This is a genomic window from Xenorhabdus ishibashii, assembly GCF_002632755.1.
Lineage (GTDB): Bacteria > Pseudomonadota > Gammaproteobacteria > Enterobacterales > Enterobacteriaceae > Xenorhabdus > Xenorhabdus ishibashii.
Genome location: NZ_NJAK01000005.1, coordinates 1 through 14,361, shown reverse-complemented (window position 1 = coordinate 14,361; position 14,361 = coordinate 1). Strand labels below are relative to the sequence as shown.

Below are 14,361 nucleotides of genomic sequence, written 5' to 3'. Positions count from 1 at the left end.
AACAATAGATTATGGCAAGAGCACCCAAACCCCCCGTTTATTTAAATGAGATTGCCGCCGAGCAATGGAAATCAAAAGCCAAAATCCTCAACGAACGGGAAGATCTCAGCCCAGCAGACTGGAACAACTTAGAACTCTATTGCGTTAACTATGCGATTTACCGTAAAGCCGTTGAAGACATTGAAGTGCGCGGGTTCGCAGTGGAAGGTTCACGCGGTGCAGCGACCAGTAACCCCTCACTGAAAGCGAAAGCCGATGCGGAAAAAATCATGATAAAAATGTCGTCATTGCTGGGCTTTGATCCGGTTTCCCGCCGCCGAAATCCGGTAGAAAGCGATGAACCCGACGATTTAGATGTGCTGATGGCCTGAGTGATACCCCGATGAACGCATGGGAACAGTACGCTTTTGATATCAAAAACGGCAATATTCCGGCCTGTAAACGGGTAAAACAGGCCGTGAAACGCTACTTTAACGACCTGAATAACCCGCTTTATATGTTCGATACCGAAGTTGTAGAACGTTTTGTGGGCTTTTCCCGTCTCTGCCCGCACGTCAAAGGCCACTTGCGCGGTAAGCCGATTATGCTTGAACCGTGGCAACAGTTCGCCTTTGCGAATCTGTTCGGCTTCAAGGTTAAGGCCACCGGTCGCCGGAAATACCGCAGTGCTTATATTCAGGTGCCGCGCAAAAATGCCAAATCCACGGTAGCCGCGATACTGGCTAACTGGTTTCTGGTGATGGAGAACGGGCAGCAGGATATTTACACCGCCGCCGTGAGTCGGGATCAGGCGCGTATTGTGTTTGATGATGCCCGCCAGATGTGCCTGCTTTCAAAACCACTCAAGAAGCGGGTATCTATCCAGCAACACAAAGTGACTTATACCAAGAGCAACAGCCTGTTAAAACCGTTGGCAGCCAAAGCCGCCACGATTGAGGGTACTAACCCCAGCCTTGCTATTGTCGATGAGTATCATTTGCACCCCGATAACGCGGTTTACTCTGCCCTTGAATTGGGGATGGGCGCCCGTCCCGAAGGCATTCTGTTTGCCATTACTACGGCAGGCAGTAACGTGATATCCGCCTGTAAACAGCACTATGATTATTGCTGTCAGATATTGGAGGGTGAAGAACAAAATGAATCCCTGTTTGCCCTGATCTACGAACTGGACGACGAGAACGAGATTGATGATGAAGCCCTCTGGATAAAGGCTAATCCTAACCTGAATGTTTCCGTAGACAGTGATGCTTTGCACGACACAATCCAGAAAGCACGAGGCATTCCCTCGCAATGGACTGAGATGCTCACCAAACGCTTTAATATCTGGTGTCAGGGTGAAACGCCGTGGATGGGTGAAGGCGCATGGAAGACTGCCAGTCAGACTATGACGAAAACGACCTCAAAGGCTTGGAATGCTACGCTGGATTAGATTTATCTTCAACGGGGGATATCACCAGTATCTGTTACACGTTCCCCGTGGATAACGAACTGTTATTACTGACCGCCATTACTTGCCGGAAGCCCAGCTACAGAACCCTGCTAATAAGAATCGGCAGTGGTATCGCCAATGGGCACAAATGGGCTGGATACGTACCACGACCGGCGATTGTATTGATTATGACCGTATCCGTGATGACATTCTCAAGGATAGCAGCACTTTGATATCAAACTGGTGGGCTTTGACACATGGAACGCCAACACTTACGCACACAACTACAGGGTGCAGGGCTGGATGTTGAGCCGTTCCCGCAAACCTACATGCGGTATAGTCCGTAGCTAAATCCGCCGAAGTCTTTGTTAACCGCAAATCATTCGTCACAATGGCGATCCGGTTCTCGCATGGGCGATGTCTAATGTCGTAATGGAGACAGACCGAACGCCAATATCAAGCCGAACAAGAAGAAGTCGCGAATAAAATAGACCCTGCAATTGCGTTTCTGATGAGTTTTGGTACATGGCAGGCAGAGCATGAAGAGTTTGCTTTTAGTCTCAATGAGGAGCAGAAGCAGCGGCTGGCTGACTTTGACGGTATTTAGATAACTTGTTGATTTTGCTTATTTCCCGCACGATGCGGGAATTCTGGTTTTGTGACAGAATTAAGTGAAATCAAAGGGTTAAATGGGCTTGAAATCCCAATTAGCGTAACCCATTGATATCTAATCAGACGCCATATTTGGCGTCTGGTCATAGTGTAACTGACCCAATTATTTTGGGTTACCTGTCTCGTGGCAAGAAACAAGAACTACATCTCTTTAAGAGTGTTAGTTATAGATCACTCAATAGATTGAACTGCCCCTCTTTAAGAGGTTCAGTTTGTCCCGACGAAATTCGTCGATGCAAAATCCAATATCCGATAATCGGACTTTGGGTGTCACTGACAGTTAGTCAGTCGCAAATGGTCTTGAGCGTAACCGATAGTTACTCACAATTTGAGCGTCAGTCTGGCTGACTCACAGAATTTGTACAACTCATTAAGAGGTGCGCACAAAAGAGTTATACGAAAACAGATGGTTAAGTTGTTTTGTCCAGTACGTTATGTCCAAGTAATTCATTGAAATACAGTGAATTTACTGCGGTTGTCCAGCACATAAATTAACCATTACGGAAATCATGATAGGGTGGTCAAAGTGACCCCCTCGGAAGAATCAAGGAGTTACCTAACTATGGTGAAGATCACACGGTTGCTACTTCTCCTCAAAGTGAGGATGAACGAGAATATCAATGAGTTATAAATAACTCAGGTGGGTTTGAGTTTAAGCCGTCCAGCACAAGGTTACTTAATGTAACCCAGTACGTATTATGTTCGCAGTTATTTAAGTTATTGATTATTATCATGATTTAAATCCCAACCATCTATAGGCGGTGGAACATGGCACGAAGACAGAAGAAGAATGCACCCTCGATAGTCGCTACGATCACAGGCAAGATTACCGTTCCCCCCAAGCGTATCAAGTGCCAGACGGGTAAGGTGATGGCAGTCGCTACTATGCAAGCACAGAGCGAGAAACGCAGTGATTACCCGCTGCGTGTCGTGGGCTTTGATGAGATGGCACTATCGGTGATGTTGTTACAGAAAGGCCAGGTGATCACAGTGACGGGAAAGGCTTCTTACTGGCAGGGGTATCAGTTAACTGCTTCCTCAATCACTTAATAGGTTCCGACGAAATTCGGCGCAACCTCTTCACAAGGTTGGTGCGTTTAGCGTACTGACCTCATTTCACTCTATCCCTTCATAAAATTACTGTGTATTGCAATGTGCATTGCAGACAGCAAATAAAATACCAATAAAAACAATTAAAATCGTTATAAATCAATTAAATAATAAGAATTTGCAATTTCTTCACCAAGCATATAAACTTTGTAAATGACATGGGATTACATGTGCTCATGTTGTTTATAATTTCATGAAAAACAAAAATAAATCCATTTTTTGTGTTTTCATTCGTTTTGGTGTTTGTGGATTGTTGCACCTCTCTGCGTATTGCAATGTGTATTGCAAAATGAAAAGGTTTAGTAGATGGCTGTAAACAAGCTCAGTGATAAAAAGCTCAAATCCTTGTACGGTAAACCTGTTGAAAAACAGCAGACGATAGCGGACGGGAACGGGTTATCAATCAGATTAAGTAAACAAGGGACAATCAGCTTTGTTTTCTTCTACCGCCTGTATGGGCGTGAAAGTGCGCCGATATGGTTAACATTGGGTAAATACCCCGATTTAAGCCTTAAAGTTGCAAGAGAGCAAAGAGATAAATGCAGGGCATGGTTAGCTAAAGGGAAAGATCCACGAATACAAATAAAAATAATAAAAGAAGATACGTTAAAACCTGTCACCGTGAAAGATGCCATAGAATATTGGCTCAATAATTATGCCACCAATAAACGAAAAGCAGCAATCTATATTAGAGGTTGTTTTTCTAAACATATTTACTCAGAGATTGGAAATATTCCATTAAATGAATGCACATTATCAATGTGGATTAGATGCTTTGATAAAATTAAAGAGAATGCACCAGTGCAAGCGGGATCTCTTTTGAAAATCTCACAACAGGCATTGAAATTTTGCCGAGTAAGAAAATATGCAATTAGCCATGAGATAGATGATTTGGATGTTGGTGATGTGGGTGAAAAAGCTAATAGAAGAGACAGAGTGTTAACTAATGATGAATTACGTGATGTATGGCTCTATATAAATAAAGAATATGATAACCACATTATGTCTCACGAAAACAGAATTATTCTTCGGTTTTTAATCGTTTTTGGGTGTAGGCTTTCCGAAATACGTCTATCGAAATGGGATGAATGGGATTTTTCAAACAATATATGGAGAGTGCCGCCAGAGCACAGTAAAAATGGCAGGGAAATAATCAGACCGATCCCCAGTAATTTTAAAAACTGGTTGTTGTTATTGAACCAATCAACAAAAAAGAGAGAATATGTCATTGGCTTTGATGTCAAACAATGTACGGCAAGTGTGACTATTGCGAAAATATGGAAAAGATTAAACCACAAAGAAAAGTGGACAGCGCACGATATACGAAGAGTGTTTGCTACCATACTCAGTGATAACGGATTTGAACATAACGTGGTTGAACAACTATTAGGCCATTCACTCAATGGAGTCTCTGGAATATATAATCGAAGTCAATATATTGAACAAAAAAGAAATGCACTCTACTGGTGGGTGAATTATTTAGACTCTTTAATTGAGGAGGAAATAGAAAATGATACATATATTCACTCGTGAAGAATTAGAATATTCAGATGAACTTGATAGACTAATTAGAGAAGAAGAGTGTGAATGGTTAACCTCATTAGGAAGAAGACACAGGTCATATCTTGAAAAAAATGGCAAGTTTCCTTTAAAAATAACGATAGGTCCACAAACTAAAGTTTATCGATTGTCTGAAATTCAGGCATGGATAAAAGGCACTTGGAAGCCAGAATAAAATTAAACATCATTTAAATTAATAATAACCTCGCTCGCGGGGTTTTTGTTTTTGGAGAATATAAAAATATGGCAATGAAGTTTACATCACCGACACCACAAGAACGACAATCAATTTTAAATGAGTATGGCGAGAAATATGATCGTCGAATCAGGGAAAAAGAATGTGAGCATCTTTCCAGTTTATCGCGTTCTCGTCGTTGGGTATTAGAGGAAGAAGGTAAATTTCCTAAACGCGTTCCATTGGGGCGTAATTCCGTCTCATGGTTATTAAGTGATGTTTTGTGGTGGGTACGTAATCCTCCAACAGTAGAGAACGTAAATAACCCTATAGCCGAAAATCAAATTAATTAAGACAGGGTAGAAATATGACATCTAAAAATATGGCCTTAAATGGTCAGGGACTTGCTCACACTGAAAACAGCCAAGAGCTTATTTTGGTTCAGCATAGAACTGAATCGAGAATTGATTCACGCCTGTTTGCTAAGCGCATCGGAATTCAGCATAAGAGCCTTTATGAATTAATTAGGAAGAACACTAAGAATTTAAGGCAGTTTGGAATCCTTCCGTTTCAAACGGAGCGATTAAATACTGAGCAACTTGGTGAACGTAAGCATAAATACGCCTTGCTCAATGAAGACCAGTTCGACTTTATGTGCCGACTTATTAGAGGGCGTGATCATGATCTGATGGTTCAGTTTAAGCTGGATGTAACAAAAGCCTTTGCTAAGAAGCGAGCTGCTGAACCTATACGTCGTGAATATCTGCCTAACTATCATGAATCCCGTGATGCTTTACGTGATCTGGGCGCAGAACGTCACCATTACATCAACCTTGCTCGTACTGAGAATCGCTTTGCGGGTTTACTGGATGGTGAACGCCAGAACGCAGATGAGCAACAGTTAGGATTACTTGTCTGTATTCAGAAGATTGAACAGGCTGCTTTTCAAGATGCAAGGAATGCAGGGCAATCACCAACACAAGCACTGAGGGAAGTAAGCCGCCGTATTGAGCTGTTCGCAACACTAATGAACCCTACAGGGCGCATTGGAGGCTAATTTGATGAGCGGTCATAAAGCACTCTCTGTTCCCCGAAACGGGGGAATCAAAGACCAAATATTGAACAATTAACCTCAAGTCGGGGAAAAATTAACTATAGGAATTCCTTTAGTTTAAGGAGTCCCGTTACCGAGGTCATTAACTCAGTGACCTCGAAGAATACCGTAGTCCTCACTTTGGCTGGTCACTCAGAGAAACTTTTCGCTCAGTTCCAATCGGAGAAATATTTCGCTGATGGGTATGCGAATATTTTCGGACACCTCAGTAACTCATTGATTTCCCCGCTGACCGTCAGATTGGCGTTTGGTCGTAGTTTGGGAGGCTCCCCGATTATTTCGGGGTGGCTGCTTAACCCATTGATATCTAATCGCACTGCAAATATGCAGTCTGGTCATAATATGCGCGTATCATTTAGCGACGCGCAAACTTTGCAGTCATCATTTAGTGGAGTGCAAAAAGAAAAGGATAGCACGGCGAATGCTACCCTTTGGGATCACGCGTCTTTGCGTCATGAGATAAATCAATTGGTTAACTACTATGATTATTTCGAGTCAGTCAACCAAGTGAAAGATATTCATTCGGTTAACCACCGGACTTATTGTCGGTCGGTTAGTTATTGTTCAATGCCGCGAGATTGCAACTCTTTACGGATAATTCTCTTTATCCATGCAGATACAGAAGCGTCACCATCTTGGGCTAACGCTGCTTTTATTCCTTGCTCAAGGGATGGTTCTACTCTTAACGCGATTTGCTTATTTCCCTTTCCTGATATTTTAATGGTTGACACTTGGTTTACTCCTGTTTATATTGGACTTATACATCAAGTGTATGACAAGTGTAGACCAAAAACAACAACGCCCCGAAGTGCTACAACACTATCGAGGCGTCTAACCAAAAACGTAAAGGAGTCTTACGCTATGGATACCCCACAGCATAACCAAACTCGCCTTAAATTTACATTCCTAATTGCATCAGGCACTCAGCGATTGGTGGATATTCATCCGGCGCGCCTTATCACTGTGCTGGCGGATAGTGAAGTTGAAGCCCGTCTACTGGCTGGCATGTCCTCGCTGATATTCGTTTCCCGTCAAGCATGGGATATCGGTATCGATACTCCTTTCAACTGTAGCGATATGTCTACCGTTCAGGGGTGAATCATGCGTAACCCAGCCCCCATGACTATTACACCCATAAGAACGGGGAAGCCGTACAAGTGCTGTCAGTCGCCTTTAATCGCGTGACCTTTGTCCGTGATGGTTATCACACCCGTGCACCATGCCATTAAGCCGATTCACTAAAGAATACACCTACGCAGGGAGAGCATGATCATGTCTGATATCTATAAACATTTGGTACGCACCAGCTTTAACGACCTGAGCACCGAAGAACTCAAAGATCTGCGCAAAAACTCCGAAGGGGCATTGAGTAGCGTGATGGCGGCAATGTCTGCAATGGGGGAAATGGCTTTCTGGTCAGTTGATAACGAAAACTATGACAATCGTCAGGCAAGGGAGGATTTACGCCGTATCGGTGAAGCCCTGATGTACCTGCCCCGAATTGCCGAAGCCCTGAATGACACGCAGCAAAACGCTCAGTTTGAAATCCATCACCGCGAGGGATTCCCAAAATGGTAAGTCATATTGATATTCGGTCGGTGAAAGCAGCGGCGCAAGGGCAATGGCAAGGTTTGTTGTCTGCTTGTGGGGTGGATGTTCCAGCAAAGGGTAAGCATGGTGCTTGCCCTATCTGTGGCGGTACTGACCGTTTTCACTTCATAGACGATCACGGTAACGGTGACTGGCATTGTCGCCAGTGTGATAACCCGAATCACGGCGATGGCTTTGATTTACTGATGAAGGTCAAAGGTATCACGGTAATTGAAGCGGCTAAGGTGGTTTCTGAGGCGTTGTTGCTTCCCTTACCAGAACCCAAGCCCGCCAGAAAGGAGGCGCTAAAATCAGAGGCTCAACCCATCACCGAGAAAGTTAACAAGCTGGTGGCTCAATCCACTATCGGACAATCCGACTACCTGACTCAAAAGGGGCTGCAATGTCCCAATCAGAAGCTACTGAAAGACGGTTCGTTGTTGCTGGTCATTCAGGCACTGGACGGCACAATCACCGGTGCGCAGGTCATTAAGCCGAGTGGTGAAAAGCGCTTTGTCCCCGGCTCGAAGAAAAAGGGGAGCTTTATCCCCTTATCGCCCGTAATTGGAACGCCGGACACGATCATTATTGCTGAGGGCTATGCAACGGCCTTAACGGTCGACCAATTGCATGAGGGCTTGGTGCTGGCTGCTATTGATGAAGGAAATTTACCGACTGTGGCTAAACAGATCAGAGAGCGGTGGCCAACAGTAAAAATCATTCTGGCGGCTGACAATGATTGGCACTCACCGGAAGAACTGGACGACAAAGGTAAGCCCAAGAAGAACGTCGGCAAGATTGCAGCCGAGAAGACCGCTAAGGCTATTAATGGGTGGGTAGCGTTACCGCCAACAGAGCACAAGGCTGATTGGGACGATTATCGCCAGCATCACGGTATCGAGGCAGCAAAACAGGCATTCAGTGAAGGGTTGTATCAGGTGGGGGAGAATATGTCAGTATCAAAATCAATCGTCATTAATCTGGACGAACACCGGACAAAAGAGCGTGATCCGTTAAAGCCCTTTATTGATGAGCGTAAAAACGGAATTTATTACGTTACGCCAAAGGTGGACAAAGAGAGCGGCGAAATTATCAACCATGAGCAATGGCTCAGTGACTCAATGAAGGTGATCGGGCGCGGTCGTGATGATATTGAATTTTATCTGATTATCCAGTGGGAAGAAGACGGGACAACTTACACTGAGGCAGTGAAAACAGGTGATGTTGGCGCAAATGAAGGCTGGCGACAGCTCAAAGCCGCAGGATTGAATATTGCACTAAACCTTTTTTACGTCACACGCTATCGGATTGGTTACAACGCTGTGCTAAAAAACCGACTGGCACATTACCCACTCAACAGGCTGGCAGCATGGGGCTTACATCTTCCCAACGGGCGAGGTGATTGGCACTCCAGAGAAGTCCGTTATCTTTTGTGGCAGAACATCATCAATACGCGGGTATACCGTGGCAGGAACGCCTGAAAGCTGGCGTGACTCAGTAGCCAAATTAGCCAAAGGCAATCCCTTTATGATGCTGTCCATTGCGGCTGCGTTAGCTTCCCGGTTATCGGTTTATTGCGTGATGATGGCTTTGGGGTTCACTTTTATGACCAGAGCACCGCAGGGAAAACCACCGCGCAAAGCGTCGGCTGTAGTGTCTTTGGTGAGCCGTCTGCCATGCGTTTAACGTGGTTTGCAACTACATTGGGATTGATTAATGAAGCCGCCGCCCATAATAACAACCTGTTACCTCTTGATGAAGTCGGGCAGGGATCATCGGTTAAAGATGTGGCTAATGCGTCTTATGCGCTGTTTAACGGCAAAGGCAAGTTACAAGGGGCAAGAGGTGGCGGCAACCGTGACATTCTCCAGTTTAAAACGATAGCTATCAGTACTGGCGAGGTCGATCTTGATACGTTTGTCAGAAGTGAGGGCAAGCGCATGAAAGCAGGCCAGCTTGTCCGGTTGCTGAATATTCCGTTCAGTAGCCCGACTGTTTTACATGGTTATCAGGATGCCAGAGAACACGCTAAGGCAATCGAAAAAGCCATTGCTGACAATCATGGGGCTATTGGGCGGGTATGGTGTGAATATCTGACTCAGCATCAAAAAGCAACGAGAAACACCATTGAAGAAGCCAAAATCCGCTGGAATGGGTTGATCCCCAAAGGCGCTGGGGCACAACTTCCCGCGTGCAGAACGGTTCGCCATCTTAGAGGGGGCACTTATTGCAGCGACGCATCTCACCGGATGGACAGAACAGGAAAGCAGAGACGCAATTCAACACTGCTTTAATGCGTGGGTGGCTGAATTTGGTACTGCAATAAAGAACACCAACAGATACGGGAACAAACCGAGGCATTTTTAGACCGTTTTTGGATTGAGTCGGTATGCACCAGAACCGTACACCTATGATCATGCCACTATTTCTAACCTTGCAGGCTACCGAAAAGATACCAGCGATATCCCCAATAATGCCGGCCTTATCCATTTCTACACATTCCCAGATGTGTTCGAGAATGAGGTATCAGAAACGTTCGATACGAAGATGTTTGCGCGGGTTCTCGCTGAATCAGGGATGCTAAGAAAGGCCGCAAATGGTGGCTTTAAGGTGCAAGGCATGAAGCACAACGGCTCACCCGTAAGTATTATGTGCTGATGTATTCCACTGATGAAATAGAAGAATAAATTCTCTATACGCGTAAAACTGACCGACAACACCGACAAACCGACAACAGTAATATAAATATCTTATAAATCAATATACTAAAATGTTAAATGTTTGTCGGTACGTTGTCGATTTGTCGTTTTCATTGGCGGACTTAAAACAAAGCACCTGCCAGAAGAAAAACTTTCTTTTTTTGGTAGGCAAAAGGATTCGGATAAATATGAAAGAGTTTATAAGTAGCGTTGTCGGTTTTCGACAACAGGAAGTGATGTTTATCTACATGAAAGATAACAATAATATTGTAATTCTAGCGATATCAAAAAATTGAGCGACAATTAACCGACAACGATTTAACAGTGTATCTAATTGATATTAAATTGTATTTTACCTCATTGTCGGTTTGTCGGTGTTGTCGGTAACTTTTCACTATATATATACAAAAATGGAGAACATATGTTAGATGCAACAACGATTGAAAGACAGGCAGCTAATTCAGCCGCGTACTGGATGGAAAGAGCAGTCAAAGAAATAGATGCTTTGTTCGGTGAGGGGTATGCCAAACAGCACCCAGAGCTTATAGCCGCATTCATGAAGACAGCGGCACGGGATGAATTAGCGATGAACATTCGTGGGATAGCTGAAGCCTTAGAAACTTTCCAAGTAACCCTATTCAGAGAAGTAGAATAATTATATAAGGGGAATATTATGCGATTACGCAAGAAGATATCAGAGAACACTACGATTATTACGGTATTACGCAGTTAGACGATTTACATACAAGCGAGTACGCCAGTTGGTCAATGGTCATGCTTTTTTCTTTCAGGATTCAGGTGGTAGTCTGCGCCACAACATTTTCTGAGGAAATACTGGCAACCAATAAAGAGCAGTTAGATGTATTGATAGAACAATTACAGGCGTTCAGAGAAATCATGAACGACGCGCCGGATTGGATGAGTGAAAAATAAAAGTAAAGATTTGTAAATATCCCGTCTCATGTTTCCCTTGTTTAGACCTCCTATCACGAGGTCTTTTTTATTATTTTTCATGGTGTTAAATAGTGATTGCTGAACCATGTAGGCACGTCCTGACTTCAATTGCTCTGTAGCAAGTCCTCAAGGCGGTAGTGCTAACCCGCTACCGCTTTCCTCAAACCTGCATGACAGCGAACCCTTAACCTACATGCAGAGGCACCATGAAGAAATTATCGAATTACGCCAGCAAAAGCCGATTTAACCCAGCAGATGCGTTCTCTTCTCACCAAAGCCGAAGACGAAAAGCGCTCTCTTAATGCCGATGAAGCTAAACAGTTTGACGAGCTGCGCAGTCAGTCCGGTGCCCTGAATGCAGAAATCGCCCGTTATGAGGCTTTATCGGATGAAGAGCGAAATCAGGCCAGAACCAGCCCGCCAGTAAAACACTCAGCATGATGAACTGCGTCACTATATCGTGACCGGAGAACCCGCACCTTGTCTACGAGCGTACCCTCCGAAGGTGGCTATACCGTTATCCCTGAGCTGAATAAACAGATCATGCAGCAACTGGCTGATGAGTCGGTTATGCGCCGGATTTGTACGATTAAGACACGCGTAGTAATGAGTATAAACAGCTTGTTTCGGTCGGGGGTGCAGCCGTCGCCCACGGGGAAGAAGGCAAGGCACGCAGTGAGACAGCCACACCGACGATGGAAGAAGTCAGCATCAAGCTGTTTCCGATTTATGCTACCCTAAGACTACCCAAGAAATCATCGATTTTAGCGATGTCGATATTTTAGGCTGGTTAACCTCAGAAATTGCAGATACGTTTGTTGATACCGAGAAACCGATCTTGTGAGTGGTGACGGCAGCAAGAAAGCGAAAGGCTTCCTGTCTTATCCTCGTGATACCCAAGCCGATAAAGCCCGTGCGTTCGGTACGTTGCAAAAGCTGGAAGTTGCCAAACTGGAAGCCGATAGCCTGATTGACCTGAAATTCCTGCTCAGGAACAAATACCGTAAAAATGCGGTGTGGGTGATGAACTCCACGACGGCTGCCAAAGTGCAGAAGCTGAAAAACGGCAACGGTGATTACATCTGGCGCGAACGTCTGCAAGCAGGTGATCCTGATATGTTACTGGGCTTGCCTGTCCATTATCTCGAATTTATGCCGGATGATGCTATCGGTCTGGGTGACTTCAAACGCGGTTACTTCATCGTTGACCATGATACCGGCACACGCACCCGTCCTGACAATATCACCGAACCGGGGTACTACAAGGTACACACGGATAAATATTTGGGTGGTGGTCTGGTGGATTCCAACGCAATCAAAGTGCTCGAAATCAAAGGCACGAAAGCGGGTTAACGATAAGGGGCACTGCGCCCCTTTGTAGTCTGGAGTCTACCAATGAAAAATGATTTTGAAATCCGCACCGCTTCCCTGTCTGCCAGTGATAAGAAACTGACCGGTTATGTCATTAAGTGGAACAGCCGATCACAAGTTTTGTGGGATGAGTTTGTCGAGCAGTTCGCCCCGAATGCGTTTAGCACCAGCTTAACGGCGGGTACAGATGTCAGGGCGCTTTATGAACATGATCACATGAACCTGTTAGGCCGTACTACGTCTGGTACATTGCAGCTTGCCGAAGATGCCACCGGATTACGCTTTGAGTTAACCCCGCCTGATACCCAATTAGGGCGTGATGTACTGGCACTAGTTGAACGGGGTGATATTTCCGGTATGTCTTTTGGCTTTCGAGCTATCAAAGATCAGTGGGATGTGGGTCAGGAGCCTTATCTGAGAACCGTTTTAGAAGCGGAACTACGGGAAATCACTGTCACCAGTTTACCCGCCTACCCTGAAAGCGGTGTTGAGATTGCCAAGCGTTCGCTGAATAGGGTTAAGCCTAACAATGTTGATTTGCGTCATTACTGGCTGCAACTGTCCGAGGTGTAACTATGTGGCCTTTTAAGCGTAAAGCCGCTGAGACTCGCAGTGTCAGTATTGATGAGTTTCTTTCTCTGGCAGGTATATCTAACACCAAATCAGGCGAGCATGTTTCACCGTCTACAGCCGAAGGCTTACCCGCCGTGATGAATGCTGTCACGGTGATTAGTGAAGCCGTGGCGACCATGCCTTGCTATCTCTATCGGGTTCAGCACCAGAACGGCAAGGAGTCCCGCGAATGGCTCAGTGATCACCCCGTGGATTATTTGCTCAATGAATACCCGAATGACTGCCAGACGCCTTTTCAGTTTAAGCGAACCCTGATGCGTCATTGCTTACTCAATGGTAATGCGTATGCAGTCATAGTCTGGGGAAAAGACGGACAGCCACAATCGTTGCACCCTTACCCACCGTCAGCGGTTGTGCCGCAACGATTATCGGATCACCGCTTTGCTTACACCATTACCGAACCTTATAGCGGCAAGGTCAAAACCTACCTACAAGAAGAAGTATTGCATTTGCGTTATGCCACCGAAGATGGCTTTTTGGGGCGTTCGCCAGTCACCATCTGCCGTGAAACACTGGGTTTGGGGCTGGCACAACAGCGCCACGGTGCCAGCATAATGAAAGAGGGCATGATGGCAGCGGGCGTGATTAAAGCCGCTGACTGGCTGGATGGCATCAAGGGCAATAAGGCACTGGAAGCCCTCGAACGTTATAAGGGCGCTCGCAATGCAGGGAAAACGCCCATTCTTGAGGGGGGGATGGAATACCAACAGTTAGGCATGAGCAACCAAGATGCGGAATGGCTGGCCTCTCGTCGCTTCACGATTGAAGATATTGCCCGTATGTTCAATGTCAGCCCGATCTTCCTGCAAGAGTATTCGAACAGTACCTACAGTAATTTTAGCGAAGCATCACGCGCTTTTCTGACGATCACCATGCGCCCGTGGCTGGCTAACTTTGAGCAGCAAATCAAGTCCGCCTTGCTGATGAACTCACCAAAACGAGGCATTCGCTACCAAGTTGAATTTGACACAGCCGATCTACTGCGAGCCAATCCGAAAGAACGCTTTCAGAGCTACGAGACGGCGATTAAATCCGGTGTGATGTGCCCGAATGA

At 45.3% G+C, this 14,361-nt stretch carries 14 protein-coding genes and 4 pseudogenes; all 18 read left to right on the top strand.

Features of this window, described 5'->3' with window-relative positions; genetic code table 11:
* The first annotated feature begins 11 nt into the window (after nucleotides 1–11).
* Complete coding sequence (locus tag Xish_RS18290; protein WP_099116156.1) at nucleotides 12–371, top strand: phage terminase small subunit P27 family; 360 nt, start codon at nucleotides 12–14, stop codon at nucleotides 369–371.
* 11 nt (nucleotides 372–382) lie between these two features.
* Nucleotides 383–2,036, top strand: a pseudogene (locus tag Xish_RS18285) (terminase large subunit).
* A gap of 833 nt (nucleotides 2,037–2,869) precedes the next feature.
* Nucleotides 2,870–3,151: a hypothetical protein gene (locus Xish_RS18280; protein WP_099118795.1), complete on the top strand. Its 282-nt coding sequence runs from the start codon at nucleotides 2,870–2,872 to the stop codon at nucleotides 3,149–3,151.
* A 366-nt stretch (nucleotides 3,152–3,517) separates the two neighbouring features.
* Nucleotides 3,518–4,744, top strand: a complete 1,227-nt coding sequence (locus Xish_RS18275; RefSeq protein WP_099118794.1) for a tyrosine-type recombinase/integrase — start codon at nucleotides 3,518–3,520, stop codon at nucleotides 4,742–4,744.
* On the top strand, nucleotides 4,722–4,946 hold the full coding sequence (locus Xish_RS18270) for a helix-turn-helix transcriptional regulator (protein WP_099116170.1): 225 nt from the start codon (nucleotides 4,722–4,724) through the stop codon (nucleotides 4,944–4,946). Before Xish_RS18275 ends, Xish_RS18270 begins: the two co-directional genes overlap by 23 nt.
* Before the next feature lie 68 nt (nucleotides 4,947–5,014).
* Nucleotides 5,015–5,299: a helix-turn-helix transcriptional regulator gene (locus Xish_RS18265; RefSeq protein WP_099119224.1), complete on the top strand. Its 285-nt coding sequence runs from the start codon at nucleotides 5,015–5,017 to the stop codon at nucleotides 5,297–5,299.
* Between the two features lie 14 nt (nucleotides 5,300–5,313).
* Entirely contained in the window at nucleotides 5,314–6,003 is a 690-nt protein-coding gene (locus Xish_RS18260; RefSeq protein ID WP_099116168.1) for a Rha family transcriptional regulator, read from the top strand.
* A gap of 147 nt (nucleotides 6,004–6,150) precedes the next feature.
* A complete protein-coding gene (locus Xish_RS18745) occupies nucleotides 6,151–7,158 on the top strand; it encodes a hypothetical protein (protein ID WP_167383307.1) in 1,008 nt (335 codons plus the stop codon).
* Nucleotides 7,159–7,217: 59 nt separating this feature from the next.
* Complete coding sequence (locus Xish_RS19440; RefSeq protein WP_425275043.1) at nucleotides 7,218–7,289, top strand: hypothetical protein; 72 nt, start codon at nucleotides 7,218–7,220, stop codon at nucleotides 7,287–7,289.
* 43 nt (nucleotides 7,290–7,332) lie between these two features.
* Nucleotides 7,333–7,638 (top strand): hypothetical protein, encoded by a 306-nt coding sequence (locus Xish_RS18240; RefSeq protein ID WP_099118608.1) that lies wholly within the window; start codon nucleotides 7,333–7,335, stop codon nucleotides 7,636–7,638.
* Nucleotides 7,632–8,601: pseudogene (locus tag Xish_RS19435) on the top strand (toprim domain-containing protein); the annotation flags it as partial. The gene Xish_RS18240 and the pseudogene Xish_RS19435, both read left to right, overlap by 7 nt.
* Before the next feature lie 447 nt (nucleotides 8,602–9,048).
* Nucleotides 9,049–9,944 (top strand): annotated as a pseudogene (locus Xish_RS19075) (DUF927 domain-containing protein).
* Between the two features lie 85 nt (nucleotides 9,945–10,029).
* Nucleotides 10,030–10,308 carry a hypothetical protein gene (locus tag Xish_RS18445; RefSeq protein WP_141554013.1) on the top strand — a complete coding sequence of 93 codons (279 nt, stop codon included), beginning with the start codon at nucleotides 10,030–10,032 and terminating at the stop codon, nucleotides 10,306–10,308.
* Between the two features lie 462 nt (nucleotides 10,309–10,770).
* On the top strand, nucleotides 10,771–11,004 hold the full coding sequence (locus Xish_RS18230) for a hypothetical protein (protein WP_099116163.1): 234 nt from the start codon (nucleotides 10,771–10,773) through the stop codon (nucleotides 11,002–11,004).
* A 143-nt stretch (nucleotides 11,005–11,147) separates the two neighbouring features.
* Entirely contained in the window at nucleotides 11,148–11,282 is a 135-nt protein-coding gene (locus Xish_RS19230; protein ID WP_279625664.1) for a hypothetical protein, read from the top strand.
* Between the two features lie 214 nt (nucleotides 11,283–11,496).
* A pseudogene (locus Xish_RS18225) lies at nucleotides 11,497–12,656 on the top strand (phage major capsid protein).
* A gap of 42 nt (nucleotides 12,657–12,698) precedes the next feature.
* Nucleotides 12,699–13,247, top strand: a complete 549-nt coding sequence (locus Xish_RS18220; protein ID WP_099116160.1) for an HK97 family phage prohead protease — start codon at nucleotides 12,699–12,701, stop codon at nucleotides 13,245–13,247.
* A gap of 2 nt (nucleotides 13,248–13,249) precedes the next feature.
* Nucleotides 13,250–14,361, top strand: a 1,112-nt coding sequence (locus tag Xish_RS18215; RefSeq protein WP_099119222.1) for a phage portal protein, incomplete at its 3' end; no start/stop codon positions are given.